15 protein-coding genes are annotated in these 16,673 nt (G+C 71.4%); 6 read left to right on the top strand and 9 right to left on the bottom strand.

Annotated features, from left to right (window positions below; genetic code table 11):
• Nucleotides 1-8 precede the first annotated feature (8 nt).
• From AMYTH_RS0102445 to AMYTH_RS0102435, 3 genes are all read right to left on the bottom strand, one after another.
• Nucleotides 9-1,568 (bottom strand): ABC transporter substrate-binding protein, encoded by a 1,560-nt coding sequence (locus AMYTH_RS0102445; RefSeq protein ID WP_027928977.1) that lies wholly within the window; start codon nucleotides 1,566-1,568, stop codon nucleotides 9-11.
• Nucleotides 1,569-1,581: 13 nt separating this feature from the next.
• The gene (locus AMYTH_RS0102440; protein ID WP_027928976.1) at nucleotides 1,582-2,949 is read right to left on the bottom strand and encodes a serine hydrolase domain-containing protein; all 1,368 of its coding nucleotides are present in this window, start codon (nucleotides 2,947-2,949) and stop codon (nucleotides 1,582-1,584) included.
• A 101-nt stretch (nucleotides 2,950-3,050) separates the two neighbouring features.
• The gene (locus AMYTH_RS0102435; RefSeq protein ID WP_027928975.1) at nucleotides 3,051-3,884 is read right to left on the bottom strand and encodes an SDR family NAD(P)-dependent oxidoreductase; all 834 of its coding nucleotides are present in this window, start codon (nucleotides 3,882-3,884) and stop codon (nucleotides 3,051-3,053) included.
• A 245-nt stretch (nucleotides 3,885-4,129) separates the two neighbouring features.
• On the opposite strand from AMYTH_RS0102435, the gene AMYTH_RS0102430 reads away from it, so the two are divergent.
• Nucleotides 4,130-4,906, top strand: coding sequence for an SDR family oxidoreductase (locus AMYTH_RS0102430; protein ID WP_027928974.1), 777 nt, complete (start codon nucleotides 4,130-4,132; stop codon nucleotides 4,904-4,906).
• A gap of 24 nt (nucleotides 4,907-4,930) precedes the next feature.
• Here the strand turns inward: AMYTH_RS0102430 and AMYTH_RS0102425 are convergent, their stop codons facing one another.
• On the bottom strand, nucleotides 4,931-5,746 hold the full coding sequence (locus AMYTH_RS0102425) for a helix-turn-helix transcriptional regulator (protein ID WP_037323193.1): 816 nt from the start codon (nucleotides 5,744-5,746) through the stop codon (nucleotides 4,931-4,933).
• Between the two features lie 82 nt (nucleotides 5,747-5,828).
• On the opposite strand from AMYTH_RS0102425, the gene ilvD reads away from it, so the two are divergent.
• Nucleotides 5,829-7,664 carry a dihydroxy-acid dehydratase gene (ilvD, locus tag AMYTH_RS0102420; RefSeq protein ID WP_037322164.1) on the top strand — a complete coding sequence of 612 codons (1,836 nt, stop codon included), beginning with the start codon at nucleotides 5,829-5,831 and terminating at the stop codon, nucleotides 7,662-7,664.
• Nucleotides 7,665-7,889: 225 nt separating this feature from the next.
• On the opposite strand, the gene AMYTH_RS0102415 is transcribed toward ilvD, so the two are convergent.
• Nucleotides 7,890-8,747 carry a helix-turn-helix domain-containing protein gene (locus AMYTH_RS0102415; RefSeq protein ID WP_209440828.1) on the bottom strand — a complete coding sequence of 286 codons (858 nt, stop codon included), beginning with the start codon at nucleotides 8,745-8,747 and terminating at the stop codon, nucleotides 7,890-7,892.
• 161 nt (nucleotides 8,748-8,908) lie between these two features.
• Entirely contained in the window at nucleotides 8,909-9,850 is a 942-nt protein-coding gene (locus tag AMYTH_RS0102410; RefSeq protein WP_027928970.1) for an acyl-ACP desaturase, read from the bottom strand.
• A 203-nt stretch (nucleotides 9,851-10,053) separates the two neighbouring features.
• Between AMYTH_RS0102410 and AMYTH_RS0102405 the strand changes: the two genes are divergently transcribed.
• Both AMYTH_RS0102405 and AMYTH_RS0102400 read left to right on the top strand, forming a co-directional pair.
• A complete protein-coding gene (locus AMYTH_RS0102405; protein WP_027928969.1) occupies nucleotides 10,054-11,076 on the top strand; it encodes a lipase family alpha/beta hydrolase in 1,023 nt (340 codons plus the stop codon).
• Between the two features lie 8 nt (nucleotides 11,077-11,084).
• Nucleotides 11,085-11,636, top strand: coding sequence for a QsdR family transcriptional regulator (locus tag AMYTH_RS0102400; protein WP_148085746.1), 552 nt, complete (start codon nucleotides 11,085-11,087; stop codon nucleotides 11,634-11,636).
• Here the strand turns inward: AMYTH_RS0102400 and AMYTH_RS0102395 are convergent.
• The gene (locus tag AMYTH_RS0102395; protein WP_037322161.1) at nucleotides 11,633-12,625 is read right to left on the bottom strand and encodes a LacI family DNA-binding transcriptional regulator; all 993 of its coding nucleotides are present in this window, start codon (nucleotides 12,623-12,625) and stop codon (nucleotides 11,633-11,635) included. The genes AMYTH_RS0102400 and AMYTH_RS0102395 overlap by 4 nt on opposite strands.
• 129 nt (nucleotides 12,626-12,754) lie before the next feature.
• On the opposite strand from AMYTH_RS0102395, the gene AMYTH_RS0102390 reads away from it, so the two are divergent.
• Entirely contained in the window at nucleotides 12,755-13,666 is a 912-nt protein-coding gene (locus AMYTH_RS0102390; protein WP_027928966.1) for a dihydrodipicolinate synthase family protein, read from the top strand.
• A gap of 98 nt (nucleotides 13,667-13,764) precedes the next feature.
• The gene (locus AMYTH_RS0102385; protein ID WP_027928965.1) at nucleotides 13,765-15,147 is read left to right on the top strand and encodes an MFS transporter; all 1,383 of its coding nucleotides are present in this window, start codon (nucleotides 13,765-13,767) and stop codon (nucleotides 15,145-15,147) included.
• A gap of 51 nt (nucleotides 15,148-15,198) precedes the next feature.
• On the opposite strand, the gene AMYTH_RS0102380 is transcribed toward AMYTH_RS0102385, so the two are convergent.
• The gene (locus AMYTH_RS0102380; RefSeq protein WP_027928964.1) at nucleotides 15,199-16,086 is read right to left on the bottom strand and encodes an SRPBCC family protein; all 888 of its coding nucleotides are present in this window, start codon (nucleotides 16,084-16,086) and stop codon (nucleotides 15,199-15,201) included.
• Nucleotides 16,073-16,636, bottom strand: a complete 564-nt coding sequence (locus tag AMYTH_RS0102375) for a winged helix-turn-helix domain-containing protein (protein ID WP_027928963.1) — start codon at nucleotides 16,634-16,636, stop codon at nucleotides 16,073-16,075. The genes AMYTH_RS0102380 and AMYTH_RS0102375 overlap by 14 nt, the downstream gene beginning before the upstream one ends.
• Between the last annotated feature and the right edge of the window lie 37 nt (nucleotides 16,637-16,673).

Raw genomic sequence — 16,673 nt, 5'->3', positions numbered from 1 at the left:
CGCGCGCCTCAGCCGAGCATCCGGATCGAGGTCGGGGTGATGCTGCCCTGGCTCGTCTCGAGCGTGGCGCCCTGCACGAACGTGGGCCGCACCGAGTTGACGAACGGCACCACGTTGAGCTCCCGCACCAGCGCCTGCTCGGCTTCGCCCCACTTGCCGCAGCCGTCGGCGCCGGCGAGCGCCGCGGCCTGCTGGACCGCCGCGTCGTAGGCGGGGTTCTGCACCGCGGCGAAGTTGTTGCCGCCGCTGCCGGAGAAGAACGGGACGAGCTGGGAGGGCAGGAAGACCCCGAGCGGCACGAACGCCGCGTCCCAGCCGCCCTGCGTGAGGACCTGCATGGTCTCGGTGTCGGTCATGCCCTTGACGGTGACCTGCGCGCCGACCGCGGACCAGCGCTGCTGAACCAGTTCGGCGGCCGCCTGCATGGTGGAGCCGAGCGTCGACGGGTAGTAGAAGGTGAGCGCCAGCGGCTTGCCCTCCTTGGCGCGCACGCCGTCCGGGCCCGCGACCCAGCCCGCGCTGTCCAAAGCGGACTTCGCGGCGGCCGGGTCGGAGACGGGCAGCAGCCCGCTGATGGTGTCGCCGCCGCACGGGCCGAGCCCGGGCGCGAGGAGGCTCTTCGGCGCGCGGCCGGTCCCGCTGGTGAGGACCTGGCCGAGCTGGCCGAGGTCGAGCGCCTGGGTCAGGGCCCGCCGCACCGCGACGTCCGCGCCGGGCATCCCGGCACGCTGGTTGAACCACAGCTCGCCGAACGGCGATTCGATGTCGTGTGCGGTCAGGCCCATGCCGCGCAGCCGCTGCTGGTCGGGGCCGAGCACGGTGGCCGCGTTGACCTGCCTGGACGCCAGCAGGTTCGCGGCGGTGATCTCGTTGCCGACGACCCGGATCACGACGGTGTCGGGCAGTCCGCGCGTGTCGGTCTTCCAGTCGCCGGGCCCCCAGGCGTAGTCCTTGCGCCGCGTGAGCGTGTAGTGGTCGCCTGCGACGGCCTCGGTCAGGGTGAACATCCCGGTGCCGTCGGCGCCCTGCTTGAGCAGTCCGCGGTCGGCCATCCCCTTGCCGCAGACGATGAACAGCCCGCCGATGTCACGGACGAGGAACGAGTCCGGGGTCGGGCTGGTGACCGTGACGGTGCCCGCCGCGTCGTCACCGGTGGCCGTCGCCCCGGGCATCACGTAGAGGCCCAGCGAGGCGGAGCCGTTGGCCGGGTCGCTGACGAAGTTGATGTTGTCGGCGACCTGCGACGCGGTCAGCGGGGTCCCGTCCGAGCAGGTGATGCCCTTGCGCAGCGTGTACTTCGCGGTGGTGGTGTCGCCTTCCCACTTCTCCGCGAGCCCGGCGACCATGTTGCCGCCCGGGTCGATGTTCACGAGCGTGTCGTAGAGGAACCGGTCGGCCTGGATGGTCACCGACAGCGCGGTGAAGTGCGGGTCGAGGCTGCCGGGGTCGCCTGCCGAGACCAGCGTGAACGTGCCACCGTCCACAGTGGTCGACCCGGCGCCGCCGCCGCAGGCGGTCAGCGCCAGCGCCAGCACGGCGGCCGCGGCCGTGATCGAAGCGGTCTTCATCGTGTCTCCTGGGTCAGGCGGAGCGGCGGGTCGCCCGCCCCGAGTGGACGTAGGCCGCCCGGCCGGTGCCGTCGTCGCCGACGAACACGTGCGGCAGGTGGACACCGTGGGTGGGGGTGCGCGGGATGAGGACGTCGTCGTCCAGCCGGACCAGCTCGGTCCGCTCGGCCTCGCCCAGCTCGGCGAGGAGGCCCTTGGGCCGCTGGTCGAGCCAGAGGCGGCCGTCGTCGTCCTGGGTGACGGTCAGGTCGGCGACCTCGCTGGAGTAGGTGCCGAGGTAGCGGCGGGCGTCGACCGGCTGCGGGTCCGCGGGCGGCACCGGCAGCGGCGGCAAGGTCATCCCGGCCAGCTCGGGCATCAGGTGGCCGAAGACGTCGGTGTAGAGGCCGATCGCGTCCCCGCCGTTGGTGAGCAGCGCGATCGCGACGTCCCGGCCGGGCACCACGCGCAGGAACGCCGACTGCCCGATCGTCCCGCCGTCGTGCCCGAGGACCGTGCCGCCGGGCCACTCGTACAGCTCCCAGCCGAGCCCCCACCCGGTGCCCATCAGGCCGAGCGGCGGCAGGACGACCTGCCGCTCCTGCATGGCCTTCACGCTGCCGGGGCTGAGCAGGGCCGTGCCGTCCGGGGCGGCGCCGCCGGACAGGTGCAGGCGGGCGAAGGCCAGCAGGTCTCGTGGCCGCATCGCCAGCGCCGACCCGGCAGGCGCGTTGGAGCGGACCAGCGACCACACCGGGGCCGGCTGCCCGCCCGGCAGGTGGCCGAGCGCGGCGCGGTGCAGGATCGCCTCCTCGGCGTTGGTCGCGAAATGCGTCAGGCCGAGCGGGGTGGCGAGGTGGTCGTGCAGGCACTGGTCGTAGGGCTTGCCGCGCAGCACTTCGACGATCCGGCCGAGCACGACGAAGGCCGCGTTGTTGTAGGAGAACATCTCCCCCGGCGGGAACAGCTGGTCGGTGCCGCTCAGCGTCGCGACGTACTTCTCGACGCAGTCGTCGCCGCGGCCGGTGTCGGTGAACAGGTCGCCTTCGAAGCCGGCCGTGTGGCACATCAGCTGGCGGACGGTGATCGTGGCGGCGGCGCTGTCGTCCGCCAGCCGGAACTCCGGCAGGTACCGGCGCACCGGCGCGTCCAGGTCGAGCGCGCCCTCCTCGGCCAGTTGCATCGCGAGCGTGGTGGTCCAGACCTTGGTGATGGACCCGATCTGGAACACCGAGTCCGGGGTGGCCTCGACCCCGGTCGCCCGGTTCAGCACCCCTGCGGCCGCGTCGGCGACCTCGCCGCCCACGGCGACCGCGATGGCCGCGCCGGGCACCTCACGCGTTTCGACCAGGCCGGGGAAGTCGTGTCCGAGCCAGCCGGTGATCTCGTCCAGGTTCGCCATCGGGCCAAGGTAGCGGCGCCGGTGGCGGAAAAGTTCGTTCGCGCGCACGAACGCGGCCCCGTGGATTGGTCGTTCCGGACGAATCCACGGGGCGGTCCGCCTCAGTCCTGGTGGGCGGTCGCGATGGACTTCGCGCGCCACGGCTCGGTGTCGTCGGCGATGCGGTCGACCTTGACCTGCCAGCGGTCGATCGCGTCGCGGCCGAGCAGCAGGTGGGTGGGCAGCTTCTCCTGGCCGGTGACCTCGTAGATGAGCGCCGCGCCCTGGACCGGGTCGCCCAGCTGCGTGTGGTTGGCCTCGCCGACCCAGTCCAGCGTCGTGTGCGCCGGGGTGCCGTCGTAGGCCGCGATCCGGTTCTCCGGCAGGGACAGCGAGCTCGCGTCGAGGAAGTCGGTGCGGAACACGCCCGGCTCGACGACCATGCTCTGGATCCCGAACGGCGCGAGTTCGACCGACAGGGCCTCGCTGATGCCGGCCACGGCGAACTTCGACGCGCTGTACATGCTCACCCCGGGCTCGCCCTCGAAACCGGAGCGGGATCCGATGTGGACCAGCTTGCCGCCGTCCGCTTCGCGCATGTAGGGCAGCACCGCGCGGGTGACGTTGATCAGCCCGAACACGTTGAGGTCGAACAGCGAGCGCGCCTCGGCGTCGCTGATCTCCTCCAGCGCGCCGAGCAGACCGCGGCCGGCGTTGTTGACCAGCACGTCGATCCCGCCGAACCGGTCCACCACGGACTCCACCGCGGGGGCGATCGCGGCGGTGTCGGTGACGTCCAGCGCGACCGGGAACACCCGCTCGGCGGTCTTGAGGTCGTCCGGGAGCCGGTCCGGGTTGCGGACCGCGACCGCCACCGTGTCCCCGCCGGCCAGTGCCGCGCGGGCGATCTCGGCACCGAGGCCGCGGGACGCGCCGGTGATCAGCCAAGTAGCCATTTCCTCGTTTCTCCTTCGCTTTCGGCGTTGTGCCTGTGCCCCGCACTCAACCAGCGCCGAGCAGCGAAAAGGGCGCCGAAAAGGGCCTCGCTCGTCCTGGGACGGAGTGGGCCACCCAACCGCGCTGAGGGGGACATCCTGTCCCCCGATCACCTGGGCGTTGGTGCGGCCCCTTTTCCGGCTTCCGGACTGGTTGTGTGAAGGCATCGGGACGAAAAACCCGCAACCGGAAAGGAAAAACCGTCATGTCGCAGGTCATCGCCGGAACCCCGCTCACCGGCCGCGTCGCCGTCGTCACCGGCGCCAGCAGCGGGATCGGGGCCGCCACCGCGGAACGGCTCGCCGCGCTGGGGGCGAAGGTCGCGGTCGCCGCGCGCCGCAAGGACAACCTCGACGGCCTGGTCGCCCGGATCACCGCCGCGGGCGGCACCGCGCTCGCCCTCCCGCTGGACGTCACCGACCGGGACGCCGTCGCCGCGGCGGCCGGGCAGGTGGCCGATCAGCTGGGCCGGGCCGACCTGGTCGTCAACAACGCCGGGGTGCAGCTGATCTCGCCGATCGAGGACCTGAAGGTCGACGACTGGCAGCGCCAGATCGACCTGAACGTCACCGGGGTCATGAACGTCCTCGCCGCGTTCGTGCCGCAGCTGGTCGCCGCGGCGGCTGCGGGCGGGCCCGCGGACCTGATCACCACCTCGTCGATCGCCGCGACCAGGATCCTGGAGAAGTTCTCCGTCTACTCCGGCACGAAGGCCTACCTCAGCCACTTCAGCCGCCTGGCGCGCGTCGAGCTGGGCCGCAAGATGGTGCGGGTGTCGGCGATCGAGCCGGGCATGGTGGATACCGAGCTGCCCGACCACGTGACCGACCCGGACGCCAGCAAGCTGATGGCCGACCTGCTGCGCGACATCGAGTGCCTGAGCCCGGCGGACGTGGCCGAGACCATCGCGTTCATCGCCGCGGTGCCCCGCCACGTCAACCTCAGCGAGATCACCATCCTGCCGACCGCGCAGGCGATCTGAGCGGCTCCGGGCGCGCCGTCCGTCCTATTCGGACGGCGCGCCGAGCAGCCGCCGCAACGCCGCGGCGTCGGCCTCCCGCACCGGCGTGTAGACCACCAGGTGCAGGCCGGGGTGGTCCTGGGGCGTGAGCTGGTGGTGTTCCAGCAGCAGCTCGCCTGCCACCGGGTGCCGGAACAGGCGCTCGCGGGAGGCGAACCGCTCGACGCCGAGGCTCTCCCAGCCCGCCCGGAAGTGGTCGCTGGCCGCCCGCAGCCGGTCGATCAGGTAACCGAACTCCCCCAGCCGGGGCCCGGCTTCGGCCCGGAACTCGGCGAGGAACCGGCGGCTGGTGACCTCCCAGTCCGGCAGCAGCTGCCGCACGTACGGGTCGGTGAACACCAGCCACAACAGGTTGCGGTCCGGCGCCGGCACGGTCGCGACGTTCGGGTAGAGCGCCGCGTAGGCGGCGTTCCAGCCGGTGATCTGCCAGTCCGGGGCCACCGCGTAGGCGGGCGACTGTGCGAGCGCGTCGAGCAGGCGCTGCACGTGTTCCGGCGCGGCCTCGGGCTCCGGCGCGACGAGCGGCGGCGGCGGCGAGTAGCCGGCCAGCGAGAGCACGTAGGCGTGCTCGGCGCCGGTCAGCCGCAGCGTGCGGGCGATGGCGTCGAGGACCTCACGCGAGGGGTTGATGTCGCGGCCCTGTTCGAGCCAGGTGTACCAGGTGACGCTGACCCCGGAGAGGTAGGCGACCTCCTCGCGGCGCAGCCCGGTGGTCCGGTTGCGGCCGACCGGGGGCAGGTCGAGGTCGGCCCGCACGAGCCGGGTCCGCCGGTCGCGCAGGAACTCACCGAGCGCACGCATGGTCACCCCGCAACACTAGTGGTGCCACTACTAGTGTTCGCACCGTCTTCGCTTCGCCGCGCGGCGCGGGCATCGTGAGCGCATGCCCGAACTGCGATCACGCACTGTCACACACGGACGCAACATGGCCGGCGCCCGCGCGCTGCTGCGCGCCGCCGGGGTGGCCCGGGAGGACTTCGGCAAGCCGATCGTGGCCGTCGCCAACAGCTTCACCGAGTTCGTGCCCGGCCACGTCCACCTCCAGCCGGTCGGCCGGATCGTGTCCGAGGCGATCCGCGAGGCCGGCGGCATCCCGCGCGAGTTCAACACGATCGCCGTCGACGACGGCATCGCCATGGGCCACGAGGGGATGCTGTACTCGCTGCCTTCGCGCGACCTGATCGCCGACTCGGTCGAGTACATGGTGCAGGCCCACCGCGCCGACGCGCTGGTGTGCATCTCCAACTGCGACAAGATCACCCCCGGCATGCTGATGGCCGCGCTGCGCCTGAACATCCCGACGGTGTTCGTCTCCGGCGGCCCGATGGAGGGCGGCACCGCGGTGCTCGTCGACGGCACGGTGCGCACCCGCCTGCACCTGGTCTCCGCGATGTCCGACGCGGTCGCCGGCTCGGTGTCGGACGCCGACATCGCCCGCATCGAAGAGGCCGCGTGCCCGACCTGCGGCTCCTGCTCGGGGATGTTCACCGCGAACTCGATGAACTGCCTCACCGAGGCTCTGGGGCTGGCCTTGCCGGGCAACGGCTCGGTGCTTGCGACGCACACTGCGCGCCGCGCCCTCTACGAGCAGGCCGGGCGCACGGTGGTGGAGTTGGCGCACCGCTACTACGACTCCGGCGACGAAGGCGTGCTGCCGCGGGCGATCGCCTCACACGCGGCCTTCGACAACGCGATGGCGCTGGACCTGGCGATGGGCGGATCGACCAACACCGTCCTGCACCTGCTGGCCGCCGCGCACGAGGCCGGGCTGGACTGCACACTGCACGACATCGAGCGCCGGTCCCGCGAGGTGCCCTGCCTGTGCAAGGTGGCTCCCAACGGCAGCTACCTGATGGAGGACGTGCACCGGGCCGGCGGTATCCCGGCGATCCTCGGCGAGCTGCACCGCGCCGGGCACCTGCACGAGGACGTGCGCAGCGTGCACGCCGGCTCGCTCGCCGAGTGGCTCAAGACCTGGGACGTCCGTGGCGGCTCGCCCTCCCCGGAGGCGGTGGAGCTGTTCCACGCCGCGCCGGGCTGCCGTCGCTCGGCCGAGGCGTTCTCGCAGTCGGAACGCTGGCACGACCTGGATCTGGACGCCGCGGGCGGCTGCATCCGCGACGTCGCCCACGCCTATTCGGCGGACGGCGGGCTGGCGGTGCTGCGCGGGAACCTCGCCGAGGACGGCTGCGTGGTCAAGACGGCGGGCGTGGACTCCGCGATCCTGACCTTCGCCGGGCGGGCCGTGGTGACCGAGTCGCAGGAGGAGGCCGCCGAGGCGATCCTGGCCGGGCGTGTGCAGCCTGGCGACGTCGTGGTGGTGCGGTACGAGGGCCCGCGTGGCGGCCCCGGGATGCAGGAGATGCTGTACCCGACGGCGTACCTGAAGGGGCGCGGCCTCGGCAAGGACTGCGCGATGGTCACGGACGGCCGGTTCTCGGGCGGCACCTCGGGCCTGTCGATCGGGCACGTCTCGCCGGAGGCCGCCGCGGGCGGCACGATAGCCCTGGTCGAGGACGGCGACCGGATCGTCATCGACATCCCCAACCGGACGTTGCATCTGGACGTGCCCGAGGAGGTGCTCGCCGAACGCCGGGCCCGCGCGACGTTCCGGCCCCGGAATCGGGAGCGCACGGTGTCCACAGCGCTACGAGCCTACGCCGCGATGGCCCTGTCAGCGGACAAGGGCGCGGTGCGCGAGGTGCCGGACACTCTGTGAGCTCAGGGGGTGAGCCCGACGCGATGAGGCCGGCCAGCTCGTGCCGCTTGGCCTCCAGCAGGCGGAGAGGTGGGCGGCGGCCCGGCCGATGCCGCTGGTGGCGCCGGTGAGGACGATGGTGTCGCGGTTCATGCGTCCAGCCAATCAAGATCCGGGGCACCGCAGGGGCTGTTGCCCAGCCCGGTTCATCGGGGGAAAAACCGGGCCACCCAACGGAAACGGGGGTCAGCGCACCGGCAGCTCGCGCTCGCTGGTGTGCCAGTTGGCCAGCAGGCGCATCGAGGTTTCCGACGCGGAGCCGGGTTCGGTCGTGTAGACGAACAGGATCTGGTCCGGGTCGCCCGCGGGGTGGAGCGCCTGGTACTGCACGGTCAGGTCGCCGACGAGCGGGTGGTGGTAGCCCTTGGAACCGGTGGTGCGCCGGTGCACCTTGTGGTCGGACCACCACTTCCGGAAATGTTCGGAGTGGATGGACAGCTCACCGATCAACGCCGACAGCTGGGGGTCGTCCGGGTAGCGGCCGGCGTCCAGGCGCAGCATGGCGACCGTGTCCGCGGCGACGGCCTCCCAGTCCTGGTACAGCTCGCGGGCGTGCGGGTCGAAGAACACGAACCGCGCCTGGTTGCGGTCGGCCGCGGGCAGCGCCCGGAACTCGGTGATCAGAAGCCCCGCGAGCCGGTTGTGGGCCAGCACGTCGAGCCGCCGCCCGAGCACGAACGCCGGCGAGTGCACCTCGTCCAGCATCTCCACCAGCCGCAGCGTGGCCGGGTCCACCCGCTGCGGCCGGGCGCGCCGCTTGCGCACCGCGCGCTCCGGGCGGCCCAGGTCCATCAGGTGCTGGCGCTCGGCGTCGTTCAGCCGCAGCGCGGCCGCCAGGGCGTCCAGCACCTCGGCCGAAGCGCTGCGGCTGCGGCCCTGCTCCAGGCGCGTGTAGTAGTCCACGCTCACCCCGGCCAGCTGCGCCAGCTCCTCACGCCGCAACCCGGGCACCCGCCGCCGCGCCGAGCCGTCCAGGCCCAGCTCCTCGGGGCTGACCCGGGACCGGCAGGTCCGCAGGAACTCCGCCAGCTCGCTGCTCTTCATGGCGCTCATGCCCGCGATTCTGCCCGGTGCCGACCCCCCGGCGAGCGGTGAAGGTGGCCCATCTTGTCCCCCTGTCACCGCGGTTGGGCGCACCCCCAATCCACAAGGTGCCGGACTTCGCGGTCACGGCCGATCCCAGGCGGCGGACGTCGAGCCGGGAGTCAGGCGAGCGGGCGCTCGCGTGCGGCGTCGCGGGCGAGGGCGGCTGCGCGGCGGTCCTCGAAGCGGGACGCCTGCGCGTCGAGTCCCTTGAGGAATGCGGCGAGCTCGTCGCGGGCGGTCTCGCCGACCTGACCCAGGCCTTCCAGCTCGAAGACCTTCCAGTACCGCAGCAGCGGCATCACCACGTCGTCGTGGTGGATGCGCAGGTCGTAGATCCCGGCCTTGGCGATCAGCGCGGCCTTGCGCGCGAAGCTCGGGATCACCGCGCCGGGCATCGCGAAGTCGAGCACCTCGTCGGTGATCGCGCGCATCATCGCGTCCGGCGTGATCTCCAGGGCCGCCTTCACCAGGTTGCGGTAGAACACCATGTGCAGGTTCTCGTCCGTGGAAACCCTGGCCAGCAGTTTCTCCGCCAGCGGGTCCTGGGTGTAGCGGCCGGTGTTGCGGTGCGAGAGCCGCGTCGCGAGTTCCTGGAACGACACGTAAGCGCACACCCGCAGCAACGGCTTGTCCCCGCTGTCGTAGCCGGCCTGCATGGTTTCCATGCGCATCCGCTCCAGCTCCACCGGGTCGACGGCGCGGGTCACCAGCAGGTAGTCGCGGATGCAGATGCCGTGCCTGCCCTCCTCCGCGGTCCAGCGGTGCACCCAGGTCCCCCACGCCCCGTCCCGGCCGAACGCGCGCTCGATTTCCCGGTGGTAGCTGGGCAAGTTGTCCTCGGTCAGCAGGTTGACCTCCAGGGCCGTCCGCGCCACCGGTGACACGCGCGACTGCTCCGGGTCCCACGCCTCGCCACCCAGATCCGCGAAGTTCCGGCCCTCGCTCCAGGGCACGAACTCGTGCGGCATCCAGTCCTGGGCCGCGGCGAGGTGGCGGTTGAGGTTCTCTTCGACCGTCCCCTCGAGGTCGTACATCAGGCGGGTGGTGTCGGAAAGCGTCATGCGCACGTCCTTCGGGAGCCAGGGGCAGGAACCTACGAATCCGTAACCTACGGTCCCGTAGGTACTGCCAACGCACGAGCACCCCGATGGGTTCCCGGTGCCCCTCCCCCGGCGCCGATCCCGCCGTCTTGCTGGATGCAACGTTTCGTGTTTTAGTTGCATCCGGCGTCGCGACGAGGCGGCACCGGCCGGAAGGAATTCCCATGCGCAGCCCGATTCGGCACCGCCTGCTCGCCGTCGCCGCCGCTATCCTCCTCGCCGTCACCGGCTGGAGTGGCGTTGCCGGCGCCGACGCCTACGCGCCGGTGGACCGGCCAGGACCGGCGTTGACCGCGCCCCGCCTGGCGGACAGCCTCAACTGCACCGCCGACGTCCGCAACGCCACGCGCGAACCGGTCCTGCTCACGCCTGCCACGACCGTCGACAGCGAACAGAACTTCGGCTTCACCTACGAGCGGCTGTTCCGGCAGCTCGGTATCCCGTACTGCACGTCGGATTCGCCGGTGGATCGCTACAACATGGGCGACCTGCAGGTTCGGGCCCAGTACGTCACCTACGCCATCCGGGAGATGTACAAGCTCGCCGGGCGCCCCATTGCCGTGATGGGACACAGCCAGGGTGGGATGATCATGCGCTGGTCGCTGCGGTTCTGGCCCGACACGCGGCACATGGTCGACGACGTGATCGGGATGGCGGGCACCAACCACGGTTCGGTGGTCGTCCCCGCGTTGTGCGTCCCCGACTGCGCTCCGGCGCTGTGGCAGCAGCGAGCGAACTCGGAGTTCGTGAAGGCGCTCAACTCCGGCCAGGAGACCTTTCCCGGCATCAGCTACACCGAGATCTATTCGCGCACGGACGAGTTCGTGCAGCCCAACCTGGACGACAACGGCACCTCCTCCCTGCACGGGGGCGGCGGGAACATCACCAACGTCGCCGTCCAGGAGGTCTGCCCGCTGGCCGTCCCCGAACACCTGCTCATCGGCACCCTGGACCCCGTCACGTCCGCGCTGGCGATCGACGCGCTGACCCACCCGGGCCCGGCGGACCCCGCTCGGATCGAGCGGTCGGTCTGCGGCCGCCTGCTGATGCCCGGAGCGCACCCGGTGACCGGCCCGCTCACCTTCGCGACGCTGACCGCGCAGGTCACGGCGCAACTGACCGTCGCCGCGCACCGGGTGCCGTCCGAACCCGCGCTCGCCTGCTACGTCACCGCCCGCTGCCCGTGACGGCACCGGTGGGCCGACCCGATCGCGAGAGCGCCCTGCACCTGGCAGTGCGGACGTTCAACGCGCGGCAGCGGGTGGAGGTCAACGACCTCGCCAAGGCGCTCGGCGTCAACCGGGTGACCGTCTACCGTTGGCTGGGCGACCGGGACGCGATCCTCGCCGAGGTGGTGTGGCGGCTCGGCGAACGGACGATGCTCGGCGCGTACGCCTCGGCGGAGGGGACCGGGGGCACGCGCATCGCGAACACCATGTCGGCGTTCGTCCGGCAAACGCTCGCGCATGCCGGCATGCGGCACTTCCTCACCACCGAAACCGAGACGGCGCTACGCGTCCTCACCCGCGGCGGGCACACGTTCCAGCCCCGGCTCGTCGCACTGGTCGAGACGCTGCTGAACAAGGAGCGCGAGGCGGGCGCTCTGTCCGTGACGGGCATCGACCTGCACGACCTGGCTTACCTGTGTGTCCGCGTCGGCGAATCGTTCGTCTACACCGACGCCATCACCGGCGAGCCCCCGGACCCGGACCGCGCTGAACGGGCACTGCACTACCTGCTCCGCTAGCTTGTTGTCGACGTGCGCGCGGGTCCGGTGGAGCGCCGTGGGATGAGGGTGGGTGTGGCGACGAGCGTGCGGGGCTGCTCGCCACGGGAGGCTTCGGTCAGCAGTTCCAGCGCGCCGGCCGCGATCTGTCCGAACGGGACGCGCACGGTGGTCAGCGGCACGGGCAGGCGGCTGACGATGGGGATGTCGTTGTAGCCCACGATCGACAGGTCCTCGGGCACGCGCAGTCCGAGCGCGTGGGCGGCGGCCATCACGCCGATGGCGGTGTTGTCGTTGACGGCGAAGATCGCGGTGGGCCGGTCGGGCCGGTCCAGCAGGTCGCGCCCGGCGATCTCCCCGGATTCGATGGAAAACGCGTCCCCGGCGACCAGCCGGTCGTCGAAGCCGATCCCGGCCTGGTCGAGGGCTTCGCGGTAGCCCGCGAGCCGTTCCCGGGCGCTGGAGGCGTAACCGGGACCGCCGACCAGGCCGATGCGCCGGTGGCCGAGGTCGAGCAGGTGACGGACGGCCAGGTGCGCCCCGAGGCGGTCGTCGCCGACGGCGGCCGGGCCGATGCCGTCGGTGCGCAGGGCCAGCGCGTGTGGCACGTCCCGCGCGGTGGGCGTGCCCAGCCGGGCCGTGGTGAGGATCAGCCCGTCGACGCGACGGCGCACCAGGGTCTGCACCGCGAGCCGTTCGGTGTCGGGCTTGTCCTCGGTGGTGGCGACGATGGCGAACATCCCCCGGGCGCCCGCGGCCGCGGCGATCTCCTCGTAAAGCATCGCCATCACGGTGTCGGTGAGCCGGGGCACGATCACGCCCACCGTGTTGGTGCCCGACCGGCGCAGCCCCGAGGCCAGCGGGTCGCGCACGTAGCCGAGCTCGGCCGCGACCCGCCGCACCCGTTCGGCGGTGGGACTGGTGGAGTGCGGCAGCCGCTCGTCCAGGACACGGGACACGGTGGACTTGCTGACCCCGGCGGCCCGGGCAACGTCGAGGATGGTCACCACGGGGGTCAGGCTACTGGTCGGCGACGACTTTCCGGACTCGCTGTTGACGGCGGGAGGCACGTGGCGCATTCTATGGGAACGTTCCCGCAACCGTTCCCAGAACTCGCCGACGAGAAGGAGAACTTCGAGATGACACTGGACCTCCGCGGCCTCAACCCGGCGCCGGTCACCCCGTTCACGCCGGACGGCCAGGTGGACCACGCCGCGATGGCGAAGCTCGGCACCTGGCTGGCCGAGCACGACGGCGTGCAGAGCCTGGTGATCCTCGGCCACGCGGGCGAGGGCACCTTCCTCACCCAGGAGGAGCAGGTCGCCACCATCGCCAACCTGGTCGAAGCCGTGGACATCCCGGTCATCGCCGGCATCACCGGCGAGGGCACCGCGGTCGCGGTCGCCGAGGCCAAGCGCGCGGTCGCCGCCGGCGCCAAGGCCGGGCTGATCTACCCCTCACACGGCTGGCTGCGCTTCGGCTACCAGGCAGGCGCGCCGCAGGACCGCTACCGGGCGATCTACGAGGAGTCCGGGCTGCCCTGCATCCTGTTCCAGTACCCGGACAACACCAAGGCCACCTACGACCTGGACACCCAGCTCGAGATCGCCGCGCAGGACGGCGTGTTCGCCACCAAGAACGGCGTGCGCAACATGCGCCGCTGGGACACCGAGATCCCGGTGCTCCGCCGCGAGCACCCGGACCTGCAGATCCTGTCCTGCCACGACGAGTACCTGCTGCACACCATGTTCGACGTCGACGGCCTGCTCGTCGGCTACGGCGGGCTCGCCCCCGAACCCCTGCTGGAGCTCATCGCCGCAGGCAAGGCCCGCGACTACCCCGCCGCCCGGGCCGTGCACGACCGGCTGCTGCCGGTCACCAAGGCCGTCTACCACCGCGGCTCGCACATGGAAGGCACCGTCGCCCTCAAGCTCGGCCTCAAGGCGCGCGGCATCCTCGAGCACGCCGGCGTCCGCTCCCCGCTGATCGACCTCTCCCCCGAGGCCGAAGAGGAGATCTTGCAGGCGCTCAAGAGCGCCGAACTCGTCTGAGCTCCACTCGCGTCCCGGCGGCGGCCCGGCCGCCGGGACCGGCGACAATGTTGTCCCCACGACTCCGCACCGCGGCGGAGGGCGAGGAAACGAAACCCATGACGACTTTCGCTGCCGGCAGCCCCGGCGCGGCCGCCAAGGCCAACGCCGCGCTGGTGGCGCGGCTCGAGCGGCTCCCGGTCACCCGCCGGCTCCTGATGATCCGCGTCATCATCGGCACCGCCACCTTCTTCGACGCCTACACCGTGCTGGTCATCGCCTTCGCGATGCCCAAGCTGGTCACCGAATGGCACCTCACCCCCGCGTGGGTGGGCCTGATCCTCTCCGCGGGTTACGTCGGCCAGTTCGCCGGCGCGATCCTGTTCGGCTGGCTCGCCGAACGCATCGGCCGCCTGCGCACCCTGCTCATCACCATCGTGCTGTTCGTGTCGATGGACATCGCGTGCCTGTTCGCCTGGAGCGGCGCCTCGATGCTGGTGTTCCGCTTCCTGCAGGGCATCGGCACCGGTGGCGAGGTGCCGGTGGCCAGCGCCTACATCAACGAGTTCGTCGGCGCCCGCAAACGCGGCCGGTTCTTCCTGCTCTACGAGGTCATCTTCCCGGTCGGCCTGCTCTTCGCCGGGCTCGCCGGCTACTTCCTGGTGCCCGAGTTCGGCTGGCGTGCCCTGTTCGTCGTCGGGCTCGTCCCGGCCGCGCTGATGATCCCGCTGCGGGTGCTCATGCCCGAATCCCCGCGCTGGCTCGCCGCCAAGGGCAAGTTCGACCGCGCCGACAAGGTCGTCACCATGCTCGAACGGGAGGCCGTCAAGGAAGGCAAACCGCTGCCCGACCCGGTCCCCCGCCCGGTCACCGCACCCGCCACCGGCGCGGGGTGGCGCGACCTGTTCCGCGGCATCTACCTCAAGCGCACCCTGATGCTGTGGGCGCTGTGGATAACCGTCTACGTCATCAACAACGGTTTGGTCACCTGGCTGCCCACGCTCTACCGGCAGGTGTTCGACCTGCCCCTGCAGACCAGCCTGCTCTACGGCTGGATCACCTCCGCCGTCGGCGTCGTCGCCTCCGTCCTCTGCGCGCTCTACATCGACAAGGTCGGCCGCAAACGCTGGTACGCCATCGCCTTCCTGGCCGCCACCGTGCCACTGGTGGTGCTGACGGCCCTCGGCGCCACGACCGCCACGCAGGTGGTGATCCTCGCCCCGATCGCCTACGCGATCCTGCAGACCATCGCCTTCTCGCTCTACCTCTACTCCGCCGAGCTCTACCCCACCCGCTTGCGCGCCGTGGGCACCGGGTTCGGCAGCGCGTGGCTGCGCGCCGCGTCCTCCGCCGGCCCGCTGCTCGTCGGCTTCGTCGTCGCCGGCCTGGGCATCCGCTACGTCTTCGCCGCCTTCGCCGTGGTCGCACTGATCGGCGGCGTGGTCACCATCCGGCACGCCGTCGAAACCAAAGGCCAGGTGCTCGAGGAACTGTCCCCTTGAGACAGCCGACGGGCGTGAGTGTGCCCCGGAACGGGTTCCGGGGCACACGTCTCACTGGTCGACTGTCAGCATGCCCTCGGGAACACCGGCGATCTCGACCCGGCGCCAGATCGAGTGCCGGCCCGGGAGTTCGTGGTAGCGCCGGAGCCCGGCGATGCCGCCGAGCCAGCCTGCCCAGCCGGGGTAGGGCGGGTTGTCCGGGTCGAAGCCGCTGTGCATCATCGTGAGCCGGGTCTTGCCGCCGGAGCCGTCCAGCTCCCAGCTGGTGGTCTCGCCGTCGGCGAAGAGCAGGGCGGCCTTGCGGCCGGGTTCGAACTCGACGAACTTGGCCCCGCCGGGGTCCAGGTCGAATCCGCCCATCGCGAAGCGGCCGCCCAGCCGGGGTTCGATGTCCACGTTGGCGCCGAACCACTTGCGGAACACCTCCGGCTGGATCATCGAGTCGAACACCTCGTCCGGGGCCGCGTCGATGACGACCGACGCGCGCAGGTCGCTGGAGGTGAAGTCGACCATCGGGGTCAGCTCGCGGCCGGCCAGGTAGTCGGCCAGGTTGGCGATCGCGAGGGACCAGAACGTCTGGAGCGCGCCGCGGGCGCCGGCCTGGTCCGCGATCACCTCCTCGAAGCTGGGCAGGTCGCTGTGGGTGAGCGTGACCAGGGTGCCGTCCTCGTCCTCGGCCAGCTCGAACTGGACGGTGGCCGCCACCCCGTCCACGGTCCAGGCGAACCGGATGGTGCGCTCGTCCACGTGCAGCACGCGCTGGTGCGGTTCGGCGCCGTCTGGCGTGTAGCGGCCCCAGAACTCGTATCTGCCGGGCAGGTCGACCTCGGCGTGCTCGGCGAGCCAGACACGCAGCGCGGCCGGATCGGTCAGCGCCTGGTAGGTCTCCTTCGGCGGGGTCGGCACGATCGCGGTCAGGAGCAGGTCAGGTTCGGTCATCGGGTTCTCCTCTCGGGTAGCAGGCGACGGCCAGGCGGAACGCGTCGCCTTCGGCCCCGCCGTAGCGGGTGAACAGGTCCTGCAGTGTCTGCTGCAGCTCGTCGAGGAACGCCTTGCGTTGCTCCGGGCGCACCCGGATGTCGCCGGACACACCGATCGAGGGCAGGTCCGGGCGGGTGAGGTCGAGCGCGGCGATGTCCGCCTGCACGTCCTCCATCAGGTCGACCAGGTAACCCAGGCTGAGCCGGTCGCGGGTCTGCCGCAGCCCGATGCGGCCCACCAGGGCCGGAGACAGCCAGTAGGACCGGCCTGCCGCCTGGTAGATCCCCTCGTGGATCCCGCGGACCCGGCGCTGGGCCACCTGACGCGCGAGGCCGGCGTCCAGCAGGCGCTTGACGTGGTAGTAGACCCGCTGCGGGGTCTGGTCGAGCTCGAGGGCCACCTCGGTGCACGACCGGGGCTCGGCGAGTCGCCGCAGCACTTCGATGCGCTGCGGCTTGAGCAGGGCCTCAGCCTGCTCGATCTGATCGAGGTAGACGACATCTCTCATGACAAAAATGAGTCTTTATGTAAAAGAAGTTTTTGTC

The organism is Amycolatopsis thermoflava N1165 (genome assembly GCF_000473265.1).
In the GTDB taxonomy this organism is placed as follows: domain Bacteria; phylum Actinomycetota; class Actinomycetes; order Mycobacteriales; family Pseudonocardiaceae; genus Amycolatopsis_E; species Amycolatopsis_E thermoflava.
The sequence above is the reverse complement of the archived record's forward strand: the minus strand, read 5'-3'. Positions and strand labels throughout refer to the sequence as shown.